Source organism: Mesorhizobium sp. Pch-S (assembly GCF_004136315.1).
Lineage (GTDB): Bacteria > Pseudomonadota > Alphaproteobacteria > Rhizobiales > Rhizobiaceae > Mesorhizobium.
Window position 1 is genome coordinate 2,395,402 of record NZ_CP029562.1, and the last position, 16,846, is coordinate 2,412,247.

Here is a 16,846-nt window from a genome sequence, read left to right on the forward strand (position 1 = left end):
GGAAAGCGTCAACTACACTGCCGCCAACGTGTTCACGGTTTGATCTTTTCCTGTCACAAGAATCGTTTATGCTGGGCCGATGAACAACCTCAGCTCCATCCTTTCAGAACCCGTCGCACGTCTCGGAGCGACCACCATCACGCTAGGCCAGGCGCTGGGCTTCGTCGTGTTTCTCGTCCTTGTCCTGTTCATCGCGCTGATCGTGGCGTTGTGGCGTGCCGCCAAGGCGCGCAGCGTTGCCGCGGCCGAGGCTGCCGACCACGCGCGTGACGCCGAGGCCCGCATGGCCGGCATTCTGCAGAGCCAGGCCGAAATGCAGGGGCGCATGGGAGCACTGGCGGAGGTCTTCGGCGCACGCCAGGCCGAACTGACCCAGTCGATCGGCCAGAGGCTCGATGCCATGACCGGCCGTATCGGCCAGACCATGACCGAGCAGACCAAGTCGACGCATGAAAGCCTGGCCAGGCTACAGGAGCGACTGGCCGTGATCGACACCGCGCAGGGCAACATCCAGTCGCTCGCCGGACAGGTCGTGCAGTTGCAGGCGATCCTCTCCAACAAGCAGACGCGCGGTGCCTTCGGCCAGTCACGCATGGAAGCGATCGTCGCCGACGGCCTGCCGCACGGCTCCTATGAATTCCAGGCAACGCTCACCAACGGCAGCCGGCCGGATTGCCTGGTGAAAATGCCGAACGCGGCGCCATCGCTGGTGGTCGACGCCAAATTCCCGCTCGAGGCCTGGAACGCAATCCGAGCAGCCGAAAGTCCAGAGTTGCAAAAGGTGGCGGCGCAGGCTTTTCGGCGGGATATCGAGGTGCACATCCGCGACATCGCCGAGAAATACCTGATCCAGGGCGAGACCCAGGACACCGCCTTCATGTTCGTTCCCTCGGAATCGGTGTTTGCCGAGATCCACGAAAATTTCGAGGCCCTAGTGCAGCGCGCCCATCGCGCCCGCGTCGTCATCGTCTCGCCGTCGCTGCTGATGCTGTCGATCCAGGTCATCCAGGCGATCCTCAAGGATGCACGCATGCGCGAGCAGGCCCATCTGATCCAGGGTGAGGTGATCCGGCTGATGGAGGACGTCTCGCGTCTCGATGAAAGGGTGCGCAAGCTGCAGACCCATTTCGGCCAGGCTTCGAAGGATATCGACGATATCCTCGTCTCCTCTTCCAAGGTCACCAAGCGCGGCCAGAAGATCGAGGCACTGGAATTCGGCGCGACGGAGGGCACGGACGACGCGACCGCCGGTCAACGCAAGGCCGACGCCGCGCCCCGAACGGCCGATTCCAAGACCGGACAACTCAGGTTGCGCGTCGTCGACCCCGACGACGCCTGACTGTCTCCGGAAGTATCCTGATGCTTATTGCCCTTCGATCGTCGTCTCGACGCTCTCGAAGCGCGGCATCCAGCCAAGCGCCGAGCCATGGAACTTTTCCAAGCGCGGCACGAGGTCCTGCCGCTGGCGAGCGGTACCGGTTCTGATACCGTATATCTTCGGCCCGTCACCGGCGCCGACGACATAGAGATGTGAGCCGCAATCGCCGCAGAAGGCTTGCAGGCGCTTGGCACCGCTGCTGCCGGTCTTCTCAAAGATTTTCGGCTCGCCTTTGGTAAGCCGGAACTGCGCCTCCGGCGTGGGAAGAGAGACGCGAAACGCCGTGCCTGTAAGTTGCTGGCAATCGGTGCAGTGGCAAATCAACGTTGCGTTAGGGTCGACCTCGGCCTCATAGGCAATCGCGCCACAGTAGCAGCTGCCGTCGATCTTCATGGTCTTTCTCCCGATGTTTCCGGCAATCTAGCGCTGTCAGTCGGCAGGACAATGCCTGTTTGCTGCTGGCATCATCAGTGAGTGCAGGTGCCTTGCTCTTTGCAAGATCTGTTGTTTCATTGGTTCCTGTCCCAACGGAGGAGCGAATCATGGCTAAAGGTTCGATGAGACCGGGCAAGGAAGCCCGCAAACCCAAGAAAGACGCCAAGAAGCCCGCGGCGGCACCGGCGATAAAGGCACCGCCGGTACAGGCGACGCGCATCAAGGACAAGTGAGGTTGCGGTCACGCAACCAGAGCCTATAGCCGGCGCGAAGGTGTGCACCGGCTATAGGCGTGATCGTTCGGAAACGAGGGTCACACCTCGCGCAATCCCCGCCGGAACGCGGCCATGAACGGTTCCATCAAATAGGCGAGCACTGTCCGTTTCCCGGTCACGATGAGCACCTCGGCGGGCATACCAGGCATCATGACGATGCCTTCATCCAGGGCTTCCAGTTCGCTTTGCGGCACCTCGACCCTGGCAAGATAATAGGACTGGCCGGTTGTTTCGTCGGTCACCCTGTCGGCAGACACCGATTTGACCGTACCTGTGACACGTGGCATGCCACGGCTGGAATACGCCGTCAGGTGAACGGTTGCCTGAAGACCGGCGGCCACGACATCGATGTCGCTCGGCGAAACCCGCGCGTCGATCAGCAGTTCCTCATTGGTCGGCACGATGTCGAGGATGGCCTGACCCGGCCCAATCACGCCGCCTGAGGTCTTGAACTTGAGGTTGGCTATCTTGCCTGTGACCGGGGCGGTGATGATCGTGCGGTCAAGGACATCCTTGCTGGCATTCAGCCGTTCAGCCGCATCGATATATCCTGCCCTCGCCTTCTCCAGCTGATCGGCAATATCGGCCGACTGCGTGGCTTTCAGCGACATGCTTTGCGTGTCCAGTTCGCCGATCTTCTGCTCGACTTCGGCGATCTGCCCTATGAAGCTGCCGCGATCTCCATCCAGTGCCGCCTTTGACCGCTCCAGCTTCAGCGTCTCGGAGCGGGCCAGCAGTGCCTTGTCGACCAGGCTCTTCTTGACGCTGTGTTCCTGTTCGGTCAGCGCGAGCTGCGCGTCGACGCTGACCACCTGCGCCCGCAGACCCTGCAACTGCTCTTCGAACTGGCGCTTGCGAACATCGAGTATCTGCAATTGCGCCTCGAGCGACGAACGACGCTGGTTGAACAGCAGTGTCTGGCCGGCGATGATCTTCCTGGCCCGCTCGTCGGCGCTGGCCAGAAGGTCAGGCGGAAAGCTGATCTCGCTTTTATCCTCCTGCTCGGCACTCAGGCGCGCCTGCGTCGCCTCCAGTGTGCGGGCCTGTTCGAGATAGAGATCATAGAGGGCTGCCGCTTGCGTGCTTTGCAAGACGACCAGCCGATCGCCCGCACGAACCAGGTCGCCGTCACGCACCTGCAATTCCTTGATGATGCCGCCCTCGAGATGCTGAACGGTACGCCGGCTTCCATCCGGGCTGACGATGCCGGTCGCCGTCGCTCCCTCCGCCATCGGCGCCAGCGCCGACCAGACAATTCCGCCGACCATGAACAGATAGGCGAGAGCCATGCCATAGCGGGCCGGCATGCGGACAACCTCCTGCAATCCGACCGGTTCGATCCTTGCATCGATGACGTTCGGCGAGCCTTTGACGAGCGCCTGCGACTTACCGGACTGAAGCTCTGCCATCCCACTCTCCCTCTGCACGCATCTCACACATGGCAACCCACCTCGTTCAGGCGATCTGTTCGATCTGAGGCGCCGTTGGCCCGATCTTCTGCTGCTGTTTGGAATCCCCACCCTCATCTGCCTGTGTCTCGTCAGAAACCCGGATGACATGTAGCGGTGTGCGTTCCCCTTCCCTGGCGATTGAGCGCAGGCGGACCAGAACTTCGTCGCGCGGCCCGAACAGATGCAGGCGGCCATCGCGCAGGAAGAGTACCTTGTCGGCCTGGGCGAGCGTCGACGGGCGATGGCCGACAATGATCAGCGTCGTACCTTGCGCCTTCAGCTCGGCAATCGCAGCAGCCAGCGCGGATTCGCCGACCTGATCGAGATTTGCGTTGGGTTCGTCGAGCACAACGACCCTGGGCGATCCGAACACGGCGCGGGCAAGGCCGATGCGCTGGCGCTGACCACCTGACAGGCGCGAACCCGCGTCGCCGATCGGTGTCTCGTAGCCCTGCGGCAGGCGCTGGATCATATCATGGGCATGCGACAGCATCGCCGCATCGACCACAGCCTGATCCTCAGCCTTGGCCATGCGCGAAATGTTGTCGCGCACACTGCCGGAAAACAGTTCGACATCTTGGGGCAGGTAACCCATCGCCTCGCCAAGTTGCTCGCTGTTCCAGTGCTGGACATCGGTGCCGTCGAGGCGGACGGTTCCGGACGTCGGCAAGACGATGCCGGCGATCAGTCGGCACAAGGTACTCTTGCCGCCGGCGGAAGGACCGATGATGGCGACAGCCTCGCCGGGCTGGAACGCAACGCTCAGGTTGTCGATGATGGCGGGCCGGCCGGGTTGGGCGAAATAGGATACGTTTTCAAGCGTGATGCGCCCATCCGGCTCCGGCAGTCGAATGCGGTACGGCTCCGCGCTGACGTTCTGCAGGCGCTCTGTCAGCCTCGCATAGGCGATGCGGGTCTGGCCGAGATTGCGCCAGATCGCCATCAGATGCTCGACGGGAGCCAGGGCACGACCGAGCAGGATCGACGACGCAATCATCACGCCGCCCGTGGCGCCGCCCTGCAGCAGAAGATAGGCACCAAGACCAAGCGTTGCCGATTGCACGAACAACCGCACGAACTTGGTGATCCCGACAATGGTTGCACCGCGTCGCGAGGCCACATCGGATGCACCAAGGAAGGCATCGTTGCTGGCTCGGAAGCGATCCAGCAGGCCCGGCAGCATCCCCATCGCCCGGACCACCTCGGCGTTGCGGATCGCCATGTCGGCTTGCTGCAGCGCCTGGATCTGCGAAGTGCTCGCCAGCAGGGAGGACTTGCGCGTCACCACCTCGTTGAGCACGCCGAGAAGGACCAGGAGGATCGTTGCGGCGAGCGCGAACGCCCCCAGCGCCGGATGCAGCAACCAGATCAACAGCAGAAAGACCGGTGTCCACGGCAGGTCGAACAATGCAGTCGACGCTTGCGACGACAGGAAGGACTGCACCTGGCCGAGATCGCGCAGCGGCTGGGTGCCCGCCTGGTCACCGAGCAAGCGAGCGCGGACGCTGCCGGCAATAATGACGGGGCTCAGGCGATCGCTGAGCCAGTTCGCGGCGCGCGCCATGATGATGTTGCGCAGCATGTCGAGCAGGCCGAGCACGAGCAGCGCCACGCCGGCCATGATCGTCAGCAGCACCAGCGTTTCCAGATGACCGGTGACCAGGACGCGGTCATAGACCTGCAGCATGTAGATGGGCGATGCCAACATCAGGATATTGATAACGAGGCTGAAAACCGCAACGATGATCATCGCAGACTTCACCTGCCCCATCGCATCGTCGAGCTCCGTCTTTCTCGCCTTGCGGGCTCGTGAACCGACGATCGCCATCACATCACTCCGTTTTCAGTTCACTCAGGCCAGAAGCGCGGGATCGACGAAAAGGTCGTGCGAAACGAAGCTGCTGAACGCGTTGGTTATGGCGGCATCCGGATTCGTGGTCGTGCGCTCGCCGAGCACGACGAAGGTCGAGCTCTCCATGCCGGGCGCCGTGCTGGCGACCCGCGCGACCCAGTAGGCGAGGCCGCTGACCGTCAGCGAAGCCAGGGAGGCCGAGACGGCTCCCGGATTGGAGCGGACAAAGACATCCTCGCCCGCCTGGTAGTCGAATATCAGGTTGTTGGTACCGCCCAGAACACGGAACGTGTCCTGGCCCGCCAAACCGCCGTCCGAAACACCGTCGCCGAACACAGTCTTGGTGCCGGTACCCGTGATCGAGAGGATGTCCGCACCGCTACCGCCACGCATCTGGTCGTTGCCGCTGCCGCTGACCAGCCGGTCATTGCCGCCGGCGCCTACAAGCGTGTTGGTCAGCGCATTGCCGACGAGCAGATCGTTGAAACCCGACCCGGTCAGGTTTTCGATGCCGCTCAACTGATCGCCCTGCGCATGACCGCCGACGCCGGTCGCCGCACCGGTGTTGTCGAGTTGCACGAAGACACCTGCCGTGGAACTGGAATAGGACGCGGTATCGACACCGTCGCCGCCGATCAGCACATCGGCCCCATTGCCGCCATTGAGGATATCGTTGCCGGCGCCTCCTTCGAGGCGATTTGCACCCGAGGCGCCCAAGAGTTCGTCATTGAACGCCGAACCAACGATGTTCTCGACTGCGACCAGCACGTCGTTCTGGGCATCGCCACCACTCGACAGCACGCCGGACGTCGGGTTGTCGGAGAGAACGGCGCGAACCGCTGCCGGGGACGTCGAGTAGTCGGCAGTGTCGATGCCGTCACCACCGATGAGGAATTCGGTGCCGGCATTGGCGCCGCCACGCAGGAAATCATTGCCGGCGCCGCCATCGAGACGATTGGTCGAGCCGTCGCCGACAAGGGTATCGTCGAAAGCGGAACCGATCAGGTTTTCGATGCCGCTCAGGATATCGCCTGCCGCATCGCCGCCGCTGGCCGCCGCGCCGGCGAGATTGACCGATACGGCTGCCGCCGAGGTCGAGTACTCTGCGGTGTCGCTGGTGCCCAGGCCGCCATCAATGCGATCGGCACCGGCGCCACCGACAAAGATGTCGTTCAGTTCGCCGCCCATCAGAATGTCCTCAAAGGCCGAGCCGACGATACGCTCGATCAATTGCAGCTGATCGCCTTCGGCGTCGCCACCGACGCCCGTGCCGACCGCCAGGGGATCGGCGACGGTGGTGTTGAGATGGATCGTTATCGCCGCCGCCGAAGTGGCATAGTCGGCCGTGTCGACGCCACCCTGACCGATCAAGGTGTCGGCGCCGCCATTGCCGGTAAAGGTGTTGGGATTGGCATCGCCAACCAGAATGTCGTTCTGCCCGGAGCCGATGATGTTCTCGATGCCGATCAGTTGGTCGCCCGCAGCAGCGCCGCTGACGGAGCCTGTGGCCAGGTTGATGCCGACGGCACCGCCTTGCGAATAGTCCACCGTGTCGACGCCTGAACCCCCATCCATGTAGTCGGCACCTGCGTCACCCTGCAGCATGTCGTTGCCGGCGCCGCCGAGCAGACGATCGTCGCCGGACGAGCCGACCAGCCGGTCATTGCCATCGCCGCCGTCGACCAGATCATTGCCGTCGCCGGCCTGCAGATCATCGTCGCCGCCTTCGCCGAACAGCTGGTCGTCGCCGATGGACGCGGTGAGGAAATCATTGCCGTCGCCACCATGCATGACATCGTCGCCCAGGCTGCCGATCAGCTCGTCATTGCCGCTGCCGCCATCCATGACGTCGTTGCCGTCACCACCGGTCAGCAGATCGTCGCCTGAACCGCCATAGAGCGTGTCATTGCCGAAGCCGCCGATCAGCGTGTCGTTGCCGCTGCCGCCGAACAGGCGATCGTCACCAAAGCCGCCGTCGAGCGTGTCATTGCCGCCCCCGGGTGCATCGATGCCATCCGGAATGCCGTCACCGTCGAGATCGTCGGCAATGCCGTCCTGGTTGGCGTCATTGGCGCCGTCACCGATCAGAACATCGTTGCCATCCATGCCGCGCAGCAGATCGTCGCCGGCATTGCCGATGAGCTGATTGTCGAGCTTGTTTCCGGTCAGCGTGTCGTTGAAAGCCGAGCCGGTGATATTTTCGATGCCGCTCAACACATCCAGCGCAGCGTCTCCGCCGGAGCCTCGCGCCGTGCGCTGAGGGTCCAGGGGCAGTGCCACCATCACTTTCAGGCTGGAGGTCGAATAGTCGGCCGTGTCGATGCCGTCGCCGCCATTCAGCGTGTCAGCGCCAGCACCGCCGCGCAGCAGGTCGTTGCCGGCACCGCCGTTGAGGATGTCGTTGCCGTCGCCGCCGTCGAGTACATCGTCGGTGGCAGCGGCATTCAGCGTGTCATTGCCGGCGCCACCGTCCAGATAGTCGCCGCCGGGAGAGGCCGCCGCGACCGAAATGATATCGTTCCCGCCGAGGCCTTCGATGCGATAGCTGCCATCTGCAACCTGCGTGAAGTTGTCGGCATTGCTGGAGAGCTGGATCAGCACGAAGGGATCCGCAGCCAATGCGGCCAGTCCCGCTGATATGCGCGCGGCCGCCGGTGCCGTCGAAGGCGTGGGGGCTGATGCGGCCTCATTGGCCGCAGCAGTGATCTTCTGGCTGCCGATCTGACGGGATATCGATATCTTGCGCATCTGAACCTCTCTCCGTCTGCCCTTTGCGCAGACAGGATTTCTGCAAGGGCACCCGATTGGAGATTAGCGGTGATGGGGCGGCGGCGGCACAACGCTTAGGTGGAGTTACACTTCAGGCGTAGACGGCGACCTCTTTGGTAGGATCGTCCGGCTTTTCCTGCGGCTGGCCAGAGGCCCATGAAAAAAGGCCCCGCGCGAAGCGGAGCCTTTTTCGGTCGGGCTGCAGCGATGGGAGGACGCGCCGCAGTCGACTGCGGAGGTCATCAGCCAGCAGCTGCGTAGCCAGTTGCCGTGATGCTCGACCATTCGTTTTCCTGAACCGCAACGACGAGATTGAGGTCGGTTGCAGTGTCATGGCCATAGGCCTGGACGTCGATCGCAAACGTGGCTTCGTTGCCGTTGATGTCGACGCAGACGTCGATGTCGTGATTGACGTCGAGGTTGCTGTCGATATCCGAATAGAGGTCGAAGTCGACATCGATGTTGGAATCGAAATCGTACGAGGCATCCAGGTTCACGTCAGACGGATCACAGTAGAAAGTCATGTCACTCTCCTTGTCGCTTTGATGATGTCCGGCAATCTTGTCCGGCACATTCGAAGTCTAGGCCTCATCGTTGCGATCATCAAATATTCAAGTGGCGTAATTTCTCTCTCTTGCAGAGTAATACTTTTGGTTTATTTGAGTTCACGGATCATAACTTTGAATAAAAAAGGCATCCACCCCTTGAGGATGGATGCCAAAAGTATCAAGTTCGGCTATTCAGCCAAAGACGGCCAGAAGATCCCCCAGCTGGAAGGTAAGTTGTGTATCCGTCAGAGCCGGATTGATATCGGCATCCACGGCTATGGCATGCATGATCGTGGCTGTCTGCTGCGTGCTGAACGCTCCGCGCATCGGCATCGCGCCGAATTCGGGATTGTTGGCGAAGAATTCGTCCAGGGTGAGCGTCGAACGTTCCCCTTCCAGGCGCAGCGTGACGACAAGGTCATCCCGGTCACCCCGGTCTCGTTCCATCGAAATGGCCCGCGAACCGGCGCGGATCAATGCCTCGAGATCTTCGATGGCAAGCCGGTCACCGCCACTGATTGAGAAATCGGCGATGGTATCGTCGTCGAACGCTCCAGCGACGAGATAGGTGTCGGCACCCGCGCCTCCCCTCATCAGATCGTCGCCATCGCCGGAGGAGAGGCCCAATCGGAAGACATCGTTGCCGGCGCCACCCAAGATCTCGTCGCGGCCATCGCCTCCGTCGAGCAGATCGTTGCCGCCACCGCCTGTGATCAGGTCCTTGCCATCACCACCGACGATCAGATCATTGCCGGCGTCCCCGGACAGTGTGTCGTTGCCATCGCCACCAAACAACCAGTCGTCGCCGTCACCGCCACCCAGACGGTCGCGGCCATCGCCGCCAAAGGCCGTATCGTTGCCGCCGCCGCCACTGATGCGGTCATCGCCTTTGCCGCCAAACAGCCAGTCTTCGCCATCGCCTGCGCGGATGACATCGTCGCCGCGGTCTCCGCGCACCAGCGAGTCACCATTGCCAGTGACGATGGTATCGCCCCATCTGGTGCCGGAATATTCGGTGTAGACGATCTCGGCATCGACCGCCGAAATGGCCGAAACGACGCTCGAGGAATATTGATCGTCCAGGGCGATGGCATCGGCTTGAAGATCGACGAAACTGTTCTCGCCGTGAGCGGTAACATGCGCCTCAAAGGTTGCCAGATTGCCTTGAAGCGAGCCGACTCCCGATCGGCAGGCCTCCACCGTGACGTCATTGATCTGGTGGGCAGGGGCCAGGTCCGTTTCAAAAGCAAAACTGGCGCCGATAGCCGACACAACGGTCTGCTGGCTCATCCCGTGCATGTCCGTGCTGGTGACGGTCCTGCTGTTGCTGACCGAAATATCGGCGTCGGTCATCGCGACCACGGCCGAAGTCATGGCGAATGGCGATTGATCACCGTAGGCTCGGGACGCTGCCTCGGCGCCCAACACAGCGATGGCGAAGGATGCCAGACCGCGATCGATCGTGGTCAAGTGGACCTGGGTGCTGGAAAACGTCGATTGACCGAAGGCATCCGCGCTTGCCTGTGCGGAAACGCCGATCGCGCTTTGCGCCGTCACCGTGCGCACCTGCACGGTCTGCTGCGGATGGTTGCCACAGCCGTGCTGGTGGCCTTTGCTTGAATTTGGCGTGCCCATGGCAAACTCCTTCATTGCGCGACAAGCATAGTCTGCAAAGAGGCTCCGGAAACGGCTTCATAGCGCTGATCGCCTTGATTGCAGACCTACGCCTTCCGGTTGAGCACCGTTGGAGCGGATGGTGCACCTAAGGCAGGTCCTGTACCTTGGTCGACAGGGTAAGCCTTGGAAGTCCAAGGGAATTCGGCGGTTCGTTCGGCATTCACGACAGGCACTTTCGACGAGCAGCCGATGCATGTGAAGCGCCTCACATCGGAGGTGCTCTCATTGCGATACGACTGGAGCAATTCCAGCAAAAGTGCGCATCGGTCTTGCGTCCGGAATTACGCAAAACAATGAGTTCGGATGTTTCCGTAAAAACCGGAAATGCTCGAGATGAAACTGATCGGAAAGAGGGTTCCGGTGGCGCACAGGCAAGCGCCCACAAAACCGAGGAGACTGAAATGACTGGGGATGCACAAAAGGCGGTTGTGCTGGTAGTTGACACTCTGGCGCTGAGATGCGCCGGCATTACGACCTTGATCAACGAATGGGTCAGCCCTCTAGGCAAATCGGCCCATGCGATAGAGCCGGAAAACATCGGTTTCTATTCTCAACCAGGCAACATCGTTTCACTTATTGTCCTGAATGTTGGCGGCTCATCGTTGCATGATCTGCAGACGCGGACGGTTTTACAAAATGTAAGGGAGCAATTCCCGACAACACCCTGCGCCATTCTTTCGGACCGGACGGAAGCGGAAGAGGCTGTCGGTGCCGTGACCTTCGGCTTCCAGGCCTTCATTTCGACCACCACGCCCTTGGCCGTGGTGCACCAGGCACTTGCCTTCATCATGAACGGCGGCGCGTATTTCCCTCGGGAAGCCCTGCTGGAGATTGCGGACGGCAGAGACCGTGCCCGCCATCATTCGGGCGCCGCGACGGGCAACGGCCTGCTGACACCGAGGCAGAATCAGGTTCTCGACCGGCTCCGCTCCGGCAAGTCCAACAAGCTTATCGCGCGTGAACTCGACATGCAGGAATCGACCGTCAAGGTCCATGTCCGGCAGATCATGAGCAAGCTTGGAGCGACAAACCGCACCCAGGTGGCGATCATGGCCCTGATGAAGGGCGATCTTGCTGCCGGTGGCCAGGAGCCGGCCATGGCCTAGGCGGCTGAGCCAAGCGCCGGCAAGAAACAAATCCGCTTCCCGTCCGCTATCCAAGCCACGCTGCCGCGCGTAGACTTTCCCACAGACAAGGCAACGAACGAAGTTCAGAACAGACAAAAACAGAATCTCACTTGAACTGAGATCACGTTGGGGGCACCGATGTTGATGACCAGTCCGGATCAGGAACCTAAACACACACTGGCGAAGTTCGCGCATTATGATCGCGACCTGCTGGACAGGATGTTTGGCGACGCCAAGCCTGAAAAATACCCTGCGGGTCGGCTGCTTTTTCTCCAGGACGATCCATCCGACCGTGTCTACGGTCTGCTCGCCGGTTCGGTCGAGATTTCGATCTTTTCAGCCGAAGGCGACAAACTTGTCGCCAACCTGCAATTCCCGCCGAGCCTGATCGGCGAAATCGGGGTGCTGGATGGTGGCCGCAGGACGGCGACAGCCATCTGCAGGTCTGAATGTTCCATCGTGTCGCTGACGCGCAAGCAGGTGCTTGACCGCATCGAGCGGGACCCTTTGCTCGGTCGAGCCATCATTGAATTGCTGTGCAAGCGATTGAGGTGGATCAGCGAAGAGCTCGGTGACCATACCTTCCTTGCCATTGAGGCCAGGCTCGCCAAGCGGCTGCTGCATCTCAGCGAGCTGCTTTCCGATGCCGCGGGCTGGATCGCGATCTCGCAATCGGAACTCGCCCAGACGCTCGGCGCGACGCGGGAATCCGTCAATAAACTTCTCAACGACTGGCGCGGCCGCGGCCTGATCGCGACAAAACGTGGACACGTCAAGGTCAACGATCCGGCCCGCCTGCGACGCGTCAGTTCCGAGTGAGTTGCCTCCGGTCGGCTATGCTTGCCGATCAGAAGCCTGATCTCGATCATCGGCACTCACTCAGCTGGCGGCCAGACGCCAGTGCAGGAACTGCAACGCTGCACGGCTCGGCATGAAGAAATAACCTCCGCCACGCGTCGTTATGAACGACGGCAGGGTCGTCAGTTCCACCGCCCCTTCCCATCGCGGGATGGTGAAGCGTCCCCTCGGCGCCTCGGCGGTGCCAGGCTGCCTACCGATCAGCGGATCCTTTTCACCGCGCAAGCCGTGGAAATTCTGTGCCGACATCCAGGTCTGCTGGATGAATTCATATTGCCGTTCGAAGCTCGCATTGAAGCAGATGAACAGCAGCCCTTTTTCCGTCTTGCCATCGCGGTCCAGAACATAGCTCCGGCCCGCCCGCAAGATGCGATGCCGCTTCGAGATGCGCAGTTGGGTGTCGATGTCGGTGCCGAGGGAATCACGGGGATTGGAACGCCTGATGTGGGCGCCCAGCGGGCAATGCAGTCCCTGCGGATCTTCGGCGCCGTAGGTGAACTGATTGTCGAGTTCACGCCCAGGTCCGTCCGGATTCCTGGTCAGCGACGAGCCGTTTTTCCATCGCCCGACAATGCGGGCACCGATCCACTCTTCATCCACCGCTTCAAAGTCATACGTACCGCTGCCACGCAGATTGGCGGCCTCCTCACGGCAGTAGTCGTTGAAACGTTCAACATGCTGCTCGAGCTGGCGGATGACGACGAACGAACCGTTGCGGCCAAAATCATGTGTGGCAGCCCTGCCATCGACTGGTTGGCCATCAGCGTCGATCGCCAGCAGGCGCCCTTCAGCGTCGAACTCCGCGGGCGTCGTCGGGCTGGGCGGGTAGAAGCCGTGCTCGTCTCGATAGCCGAACAGGAATTCGCCGGCGGCGATCTGGTGAATGGGACTTGAATTGTGGTTGCGCCGGCGCCGCGTACCCTTGATCACCGGCTGGGACACACCGTCGACGAAACCGAAATGCTCCCGCGCCGGGCGTTTCTCCTCATCACCCTCCCCGATGGGTTTTGCCGGACATCTGGCACTGCTGCGATCGATCACGAGCGGAACGACTGCCCTGGAGATCAACCCGGTTCTTTTGGCAAGGTTGCCTATGTCGAGCACCATTCCATCGAGCTTTGCCCTGTCGGCGGCATAGCAGATCATTGCGAGGTCGACCGGCGTCGTCTTGGAACCCCAGGACCAGTTTTCAGGTGCACTGTCGCCCTGATCGTCGAGGATGCGGCTGCGATAGTCGTTCGCCATGCCTTGCCTGAAGGTTGGCGGAAAACTGCCCAGCGCATCGCTGTCTGGATTACCGGCGAAGCCCAGTTTGGTCAGGCCCTGAGGACCAAAGACACAGAACATCGCACGCGACTGCGGTTTGCTGTCCCCGAAACTCGTGTGTTTCAAAAGATGCGCCAGCACCTCTTGTCGTTGCGCTGCAGAACTCCCGTCACCGACTTCGAACGCAAACATGACGGCATGTTCGAGATTGCCGAGCGGTCCGAATATGAGGGATTGTATTTCGCCGCTTTCCAGACTCTCGACCGAAGTCTCGCCGGCCTGATTCAGAAGCATCCGCGCCAGCGACGGTTTGATGCCATCCTGCCGAGGCAAAGACGTGAACAGGCTCAACCAGTCGCGTGCCTGGCTCGCGCGCGCGGCCTGGAAGCCCTGTCTGATGCGCGAGTTCTTGCGGATTATCGTGGTGTTCAGATCTGGATAGGCGGAATACCAGAAAGAGGTCGGGATCTGCTCGGCGCGCGCCCAGCGCTTGAAGCGGTCGCCGTCGCGGCTGCCGTCCAGGAACAGAAAACGTGTTCTGGGAAACCCTCTGGTGTTGCTCCAGATGCCGGTCAGGCCGGCCGAAGCCTTGGTGACGAAATCCTCCAGGTAGCTTTCCCAGCTGCCACCGTAATTGCTGAAGAAAACGAGGCGGTCGGTCCGTGGAATCCTGACCCAGCGCGCAAAATGGATTGTACTTATGTCGCCGAGATATCCTGGCCTGTATGCGCGCCGGGCTGCGATCGAGATGACATAGAACGAAAACCGCAGCAGGACGCGCCGAAGCACACCAGGTTTCAACCACCATCCCGGCTTGATGACGGAAACAGCGGTCATGTGGTTCTGGACGTAGCCTTCCTTGTCCTCGCGCTCCTGAAGCTTCGCCAGATTGTCGAGCTTTATTCCGGCGGTTCTGATCTCCTCGCGTTGCTCGATATGCCGCAACCGCAGGGCCACGGCTATGAGCAGCATGGCGATCGCCAGGATCAGTCCGCCGACAGCCAGAATGAAGGAATCTCCAAGACGTGCCACGGTGCGGAACCAGTGCACGCCTTTATCGAATTGCAGGTAGTAGGTCAGCCAGGTGAAAACCCCGACCAGGACGACCAACGGTATTGCGGTGCGCAGGTTGAAGATGCTGTGCACCGTTGCCGACAGAAGCGTGCCGCCCGGCTTTTCCAGAAGACTTTGCGCGGGCGAGAACGCCCAGTCGAAATGCGATTCTTTCTCCAGCTCCTCGCGCACGTCTTTCAATATTTCTCCCGCCGAGGAGCTGTCCGATATCACCGCAGTGGATGGCGGAGCGAGCAGGGTCTGTTGTTCGACAAGCTCTGCAAGCCTGTTTGCCAGCAACTGTTCGGCCTTGATCCGCGCAACGGAATGTCCCGGCGTGCCAGCGAACACCAGCCCCGACATTTCACCGAACTGCGGCGAGACATCGATCGCGTGTTTGAGCAGGAAAGCCTCCAGCGGGCCTTTGAGCGAATCGGCCGCGAAGCGCTCGAATATCGGTTGCAGTTGCGTCTTCGTGGCGGCGACAAATGCCTCGATCACCGCGCGTTTGCTGCCGTCGCCCGACAGTTCGAGCACGAGATGGAAGCCATCCCCAGTCTTCTTTCCGGCATCGCTTGTCGCTATGGCCGCGAGACTGGCGAAGTGGATGATGCCGGTCTGGTTCAAAGCCGTCCGGATTGCATCCGCTGCGGGATTGCCGAGGAGATCGACTTCCTTCTGGAGCTGTTTCGCATCAGCCCCGGCGCGCACCGGCACACACACGGTGACCAGTGCCTGTTCGACAAGACGGTTCTCGGCCGGCGCATCGAACTCCACCATCAGCCTGTCCGGATAAGGACCGATGCGCGTAAGTTTGCCCTCCTTGCCGCGAGCCCGTCGAAAGCCCGGCTTCCTGAACAAGGCACGGAAAGCTTCGGCAACCTGTACGCTGGCGATCGAAGCACCGATGCAGCGGTGAATGCCGACCCCGAAAACCATGTTCTCGCTCAAGCTGCGGTCCGGATTGAACGTCCAGGGGTCTCGCACTGCCGATGCATCAAACATGGCCGAGCGCGTGGCGGGTAGAACCGACACGTTGGCCGGGATCTTGTACGGGCGCGATCGGCCGACGCCGATCGTCTTCTCCTCGCGCGTGTAGCGCCAGGGCCAGATCCAATGCGGCTTGAAGCGCATGGCCTCGAGCACCGCCTTGTCCAGGCGTGCGTTGTCCTCTTCGTCGACGGACTTCTTGATGTAGTCGAATATCTCCGGCCGGCTCAGAACGGCATCGAGGCAGTTGATGCCCCCAAGCAGGTTTGTCGGCGCAAACCCGACGACCATGCCGATCATGATTGCGCGTACCTCCTGCCGACCCGCAACCTGGCCCCCGTCTTTCGACATCTGGACGAGCCGCCCGAGCGGATTGTCGACCATCTCGCCCCGGTCGATTGCCGCCTGGGCAATATCGATGGAACGGTCAACGGTGGCGAACATGTTCTTGGCTGCCGCCACGGCCAGCTCGCGCGTGACGGGGTCCGCATTCCAATCTCCGAACAGGATATGGTTTATGGAGATGGCCCAGTCGCCGAATTGCCGATCGTCCTCGATATCCAGGCCGTAATATTCCCGGCAGATACGGATCGGCACAATGCGCATCAAATCGGTGGCTGCGTCGAATTTCTCGCCGGCATGACGCACGATCTCCTGCGAATGCGTGGCCGCTATCTCCCGCACCCGCTGTTCGACTTCGCTGGGCGGAAAGGCACTCAGGACCACGGACTTCTGCGTGCGGTAGAGCTTGCCGTCCTTGAGGCTGAGAAGAAAATCAAGCCCTCCGGAAAACTCCCGCAGTTCGGGACCGTAAGGTGTTTCGAATTCGGATTCGCGTTCGAGGACCTCGCGTACGTCCTCAAAACGCGTCAGAAAAACGACCTTGCCCACGCGCACGCGTGGAACGAGATGCCGGGCGATCCTGAGCCACCAATCAGGATTTTCAAGGAACCAGCCAATGGCCCGTCCGACAAGGGTCGACTTGCGCTTGCGCTCGAAGTCGAAAGGCGGTGTTTCGCTGCCAAGCGGCAGGTCGGCCTGACCCTTGAGAACCCCTTCATAATATTTGGTTGAGAAGCCCATTCCGACGATCCCCCGGAAAACGCAAAGACGTGCAGGCTATGCTATGAACCGGCCTCCGCCGGGTAAGTGATCCGCTTCACATTG

11 protein-coding genes are annotated in these 16,846 nt (G+C 61.2%); 4 read left to right on the forward strand and 7 right to left on the reverse strand.

Going from position 1 to position 16,846, the window contains the following annotated elements; all coding sequences use genetic code 11:
- Positions 1–79: 79 nt before the first annotated feature.
- Complete coding sequence (locus C1M53_RS11000; RefSeq protein WP_129412290.1) at positions 80–1,339, forward strand: DNA recombination protein RmuC; 1,260 nt, start codon at positions 80–82, stop codon at positions 1,337–1,339.
- A 24-nt stretch (positions 1,340–1,363) separates the two neighbouring features.
- Here C1M53_RS11000 and C1M53_RS11005 read toward each other — a convergent pair whose 3' ends face one another.
- On the reverse strand, positions 1,364–1,771 hold the full coding sequence (locus tag C1M53_RS11005; RefSeq protein ID WP_129412291.1) for a GFA family protein: 408 nt from the start codon (positions 1,769–1,771) through the stop codon (positions 1,364–1,366).
- 149 nt (positions 1,772–1,920) lie between these two features.
- On the opposite strand from C1M53_RS11005, the gene C1M53_RS32340 reads away from it, so the two are divergent.
- On the forward strand, positions 1,921–2,046 hold the full coding sequence (locus tag C1M53_RS32340; RefSeq protein WP_129412292.1) for a hypothetical protein: 126 nt from the start codon (positions 1,921–1,923) through the stop codon (positions 2,044–2,046).
- 80 nt (positions 2,047–2,126) lie between these two features.
- Here the strand turns inward: C1M53_RS32340 and C1M53_RS11015 are convergent, their stop codons facing one another.
- From C1M53_RS11015 to C1M53_RS11035, 5 genes are all read right to left on the reverse strand, one after another.
- On the reverse strand, positions 2,127–3,497 hold the full coding sequence (locus C1M53_RS11015) for an HlyD family type I secretion periplasmic adaptor subunit (RefSeq protein WP_245488519.1): 1,371 nt from the start codon (positions 3,495–3,497) through the stop codon (positions 2,127–2,129).
- A gap of 46 nt (positions 3,498–3,543) precedes the next feature.
- On the reverse strand, positions 3,544–5,367 hold the full coding sequence (locus C1M53_RS11020) for a type I secretion system permease/ATPase (protein ID WP_129412293.1): 1,824 nt from the start codon (positions 5,365–5,367) through the stop codon (positions 3,544–3,546).
- A gap of 24 nt (positions 5,368–5,391) precedes the next feature.
- A complete protein-coding gene (locus C1M53_RS11025) occupies positions 5,392–8,139 on the reverse strand; it encodes a calcium-binding protein (RefSeq protein ID WP_129412294.1) in 2,748 nt (915 codons plus the stop codon).
- A 263-nt stretch (positions 8,140–8,402) separates the two neighbouring features.
- Entirely contained in the window at positions 8,403–8,684 is a 282-nt protein-coding gene (locus tag C1M53_RS11030) for a hypothetical protein (protein ID WP_129412295.1), read from the reverse strand.
- Positions 8,685–8,900: 216 nt separating this feature from the next.
- Positions 8,901–10,343 (reverse strand): calcium-binding protein, encoded by a 1,443-nt coding sequence (locus C1M53_RS11035; protein ID WP_165358120.1) that lies wholly within the window; start codon positions 10,341–10,343, stop codon positions 8,901–8,903.
- Positions 10,344–10,678: 335 nt separating this feature from the next.
- On the opposite strand from C1M53_RS11035, the gene C1M53_RS11040 reads away from it, so the two are divergent.
- Positions 10,679–11,491, forward strand: a complete 813-nt coding sequence (locus C1M53_RS11040; protein WP_245488520.1) for a response regulator transcription factor — start codon at positions 10,679–10,681, stop codon at positions 11,489–11,491.
- Between the two features lie 159 nt (positions 11,492–11,650).
- A complete protein-coding gene (locus tag C1M53_RS11045) occupies positions 11,651–12,331 on the forward strand; it encodes a Crp/Fnr family transcriptional regulator (RefSeq protein ID WP_245488521.1) in 681 nt (226 codons plus the stop codon).
- Between the two features lie 60 nt (positions 12,332–12,391).
- Here the strand turns inward: C1M53_RS11045 and C1M53_RS11050 are convergent, their stop codons facing one another.
- Positions 12,392–16,762 (reverse strand): cytochrome P450, encoded by a 4,371-nt coding sequence (locus tag C1M53_RS11050; RefSeq protein ID WP_129412297.1) that lies wholly within the window; start codon positions 16,760–16,762, stop codon positions 12,392–12,394.
- Positions 16,763–16,846 lie beyond the last annotated feature (84 nt).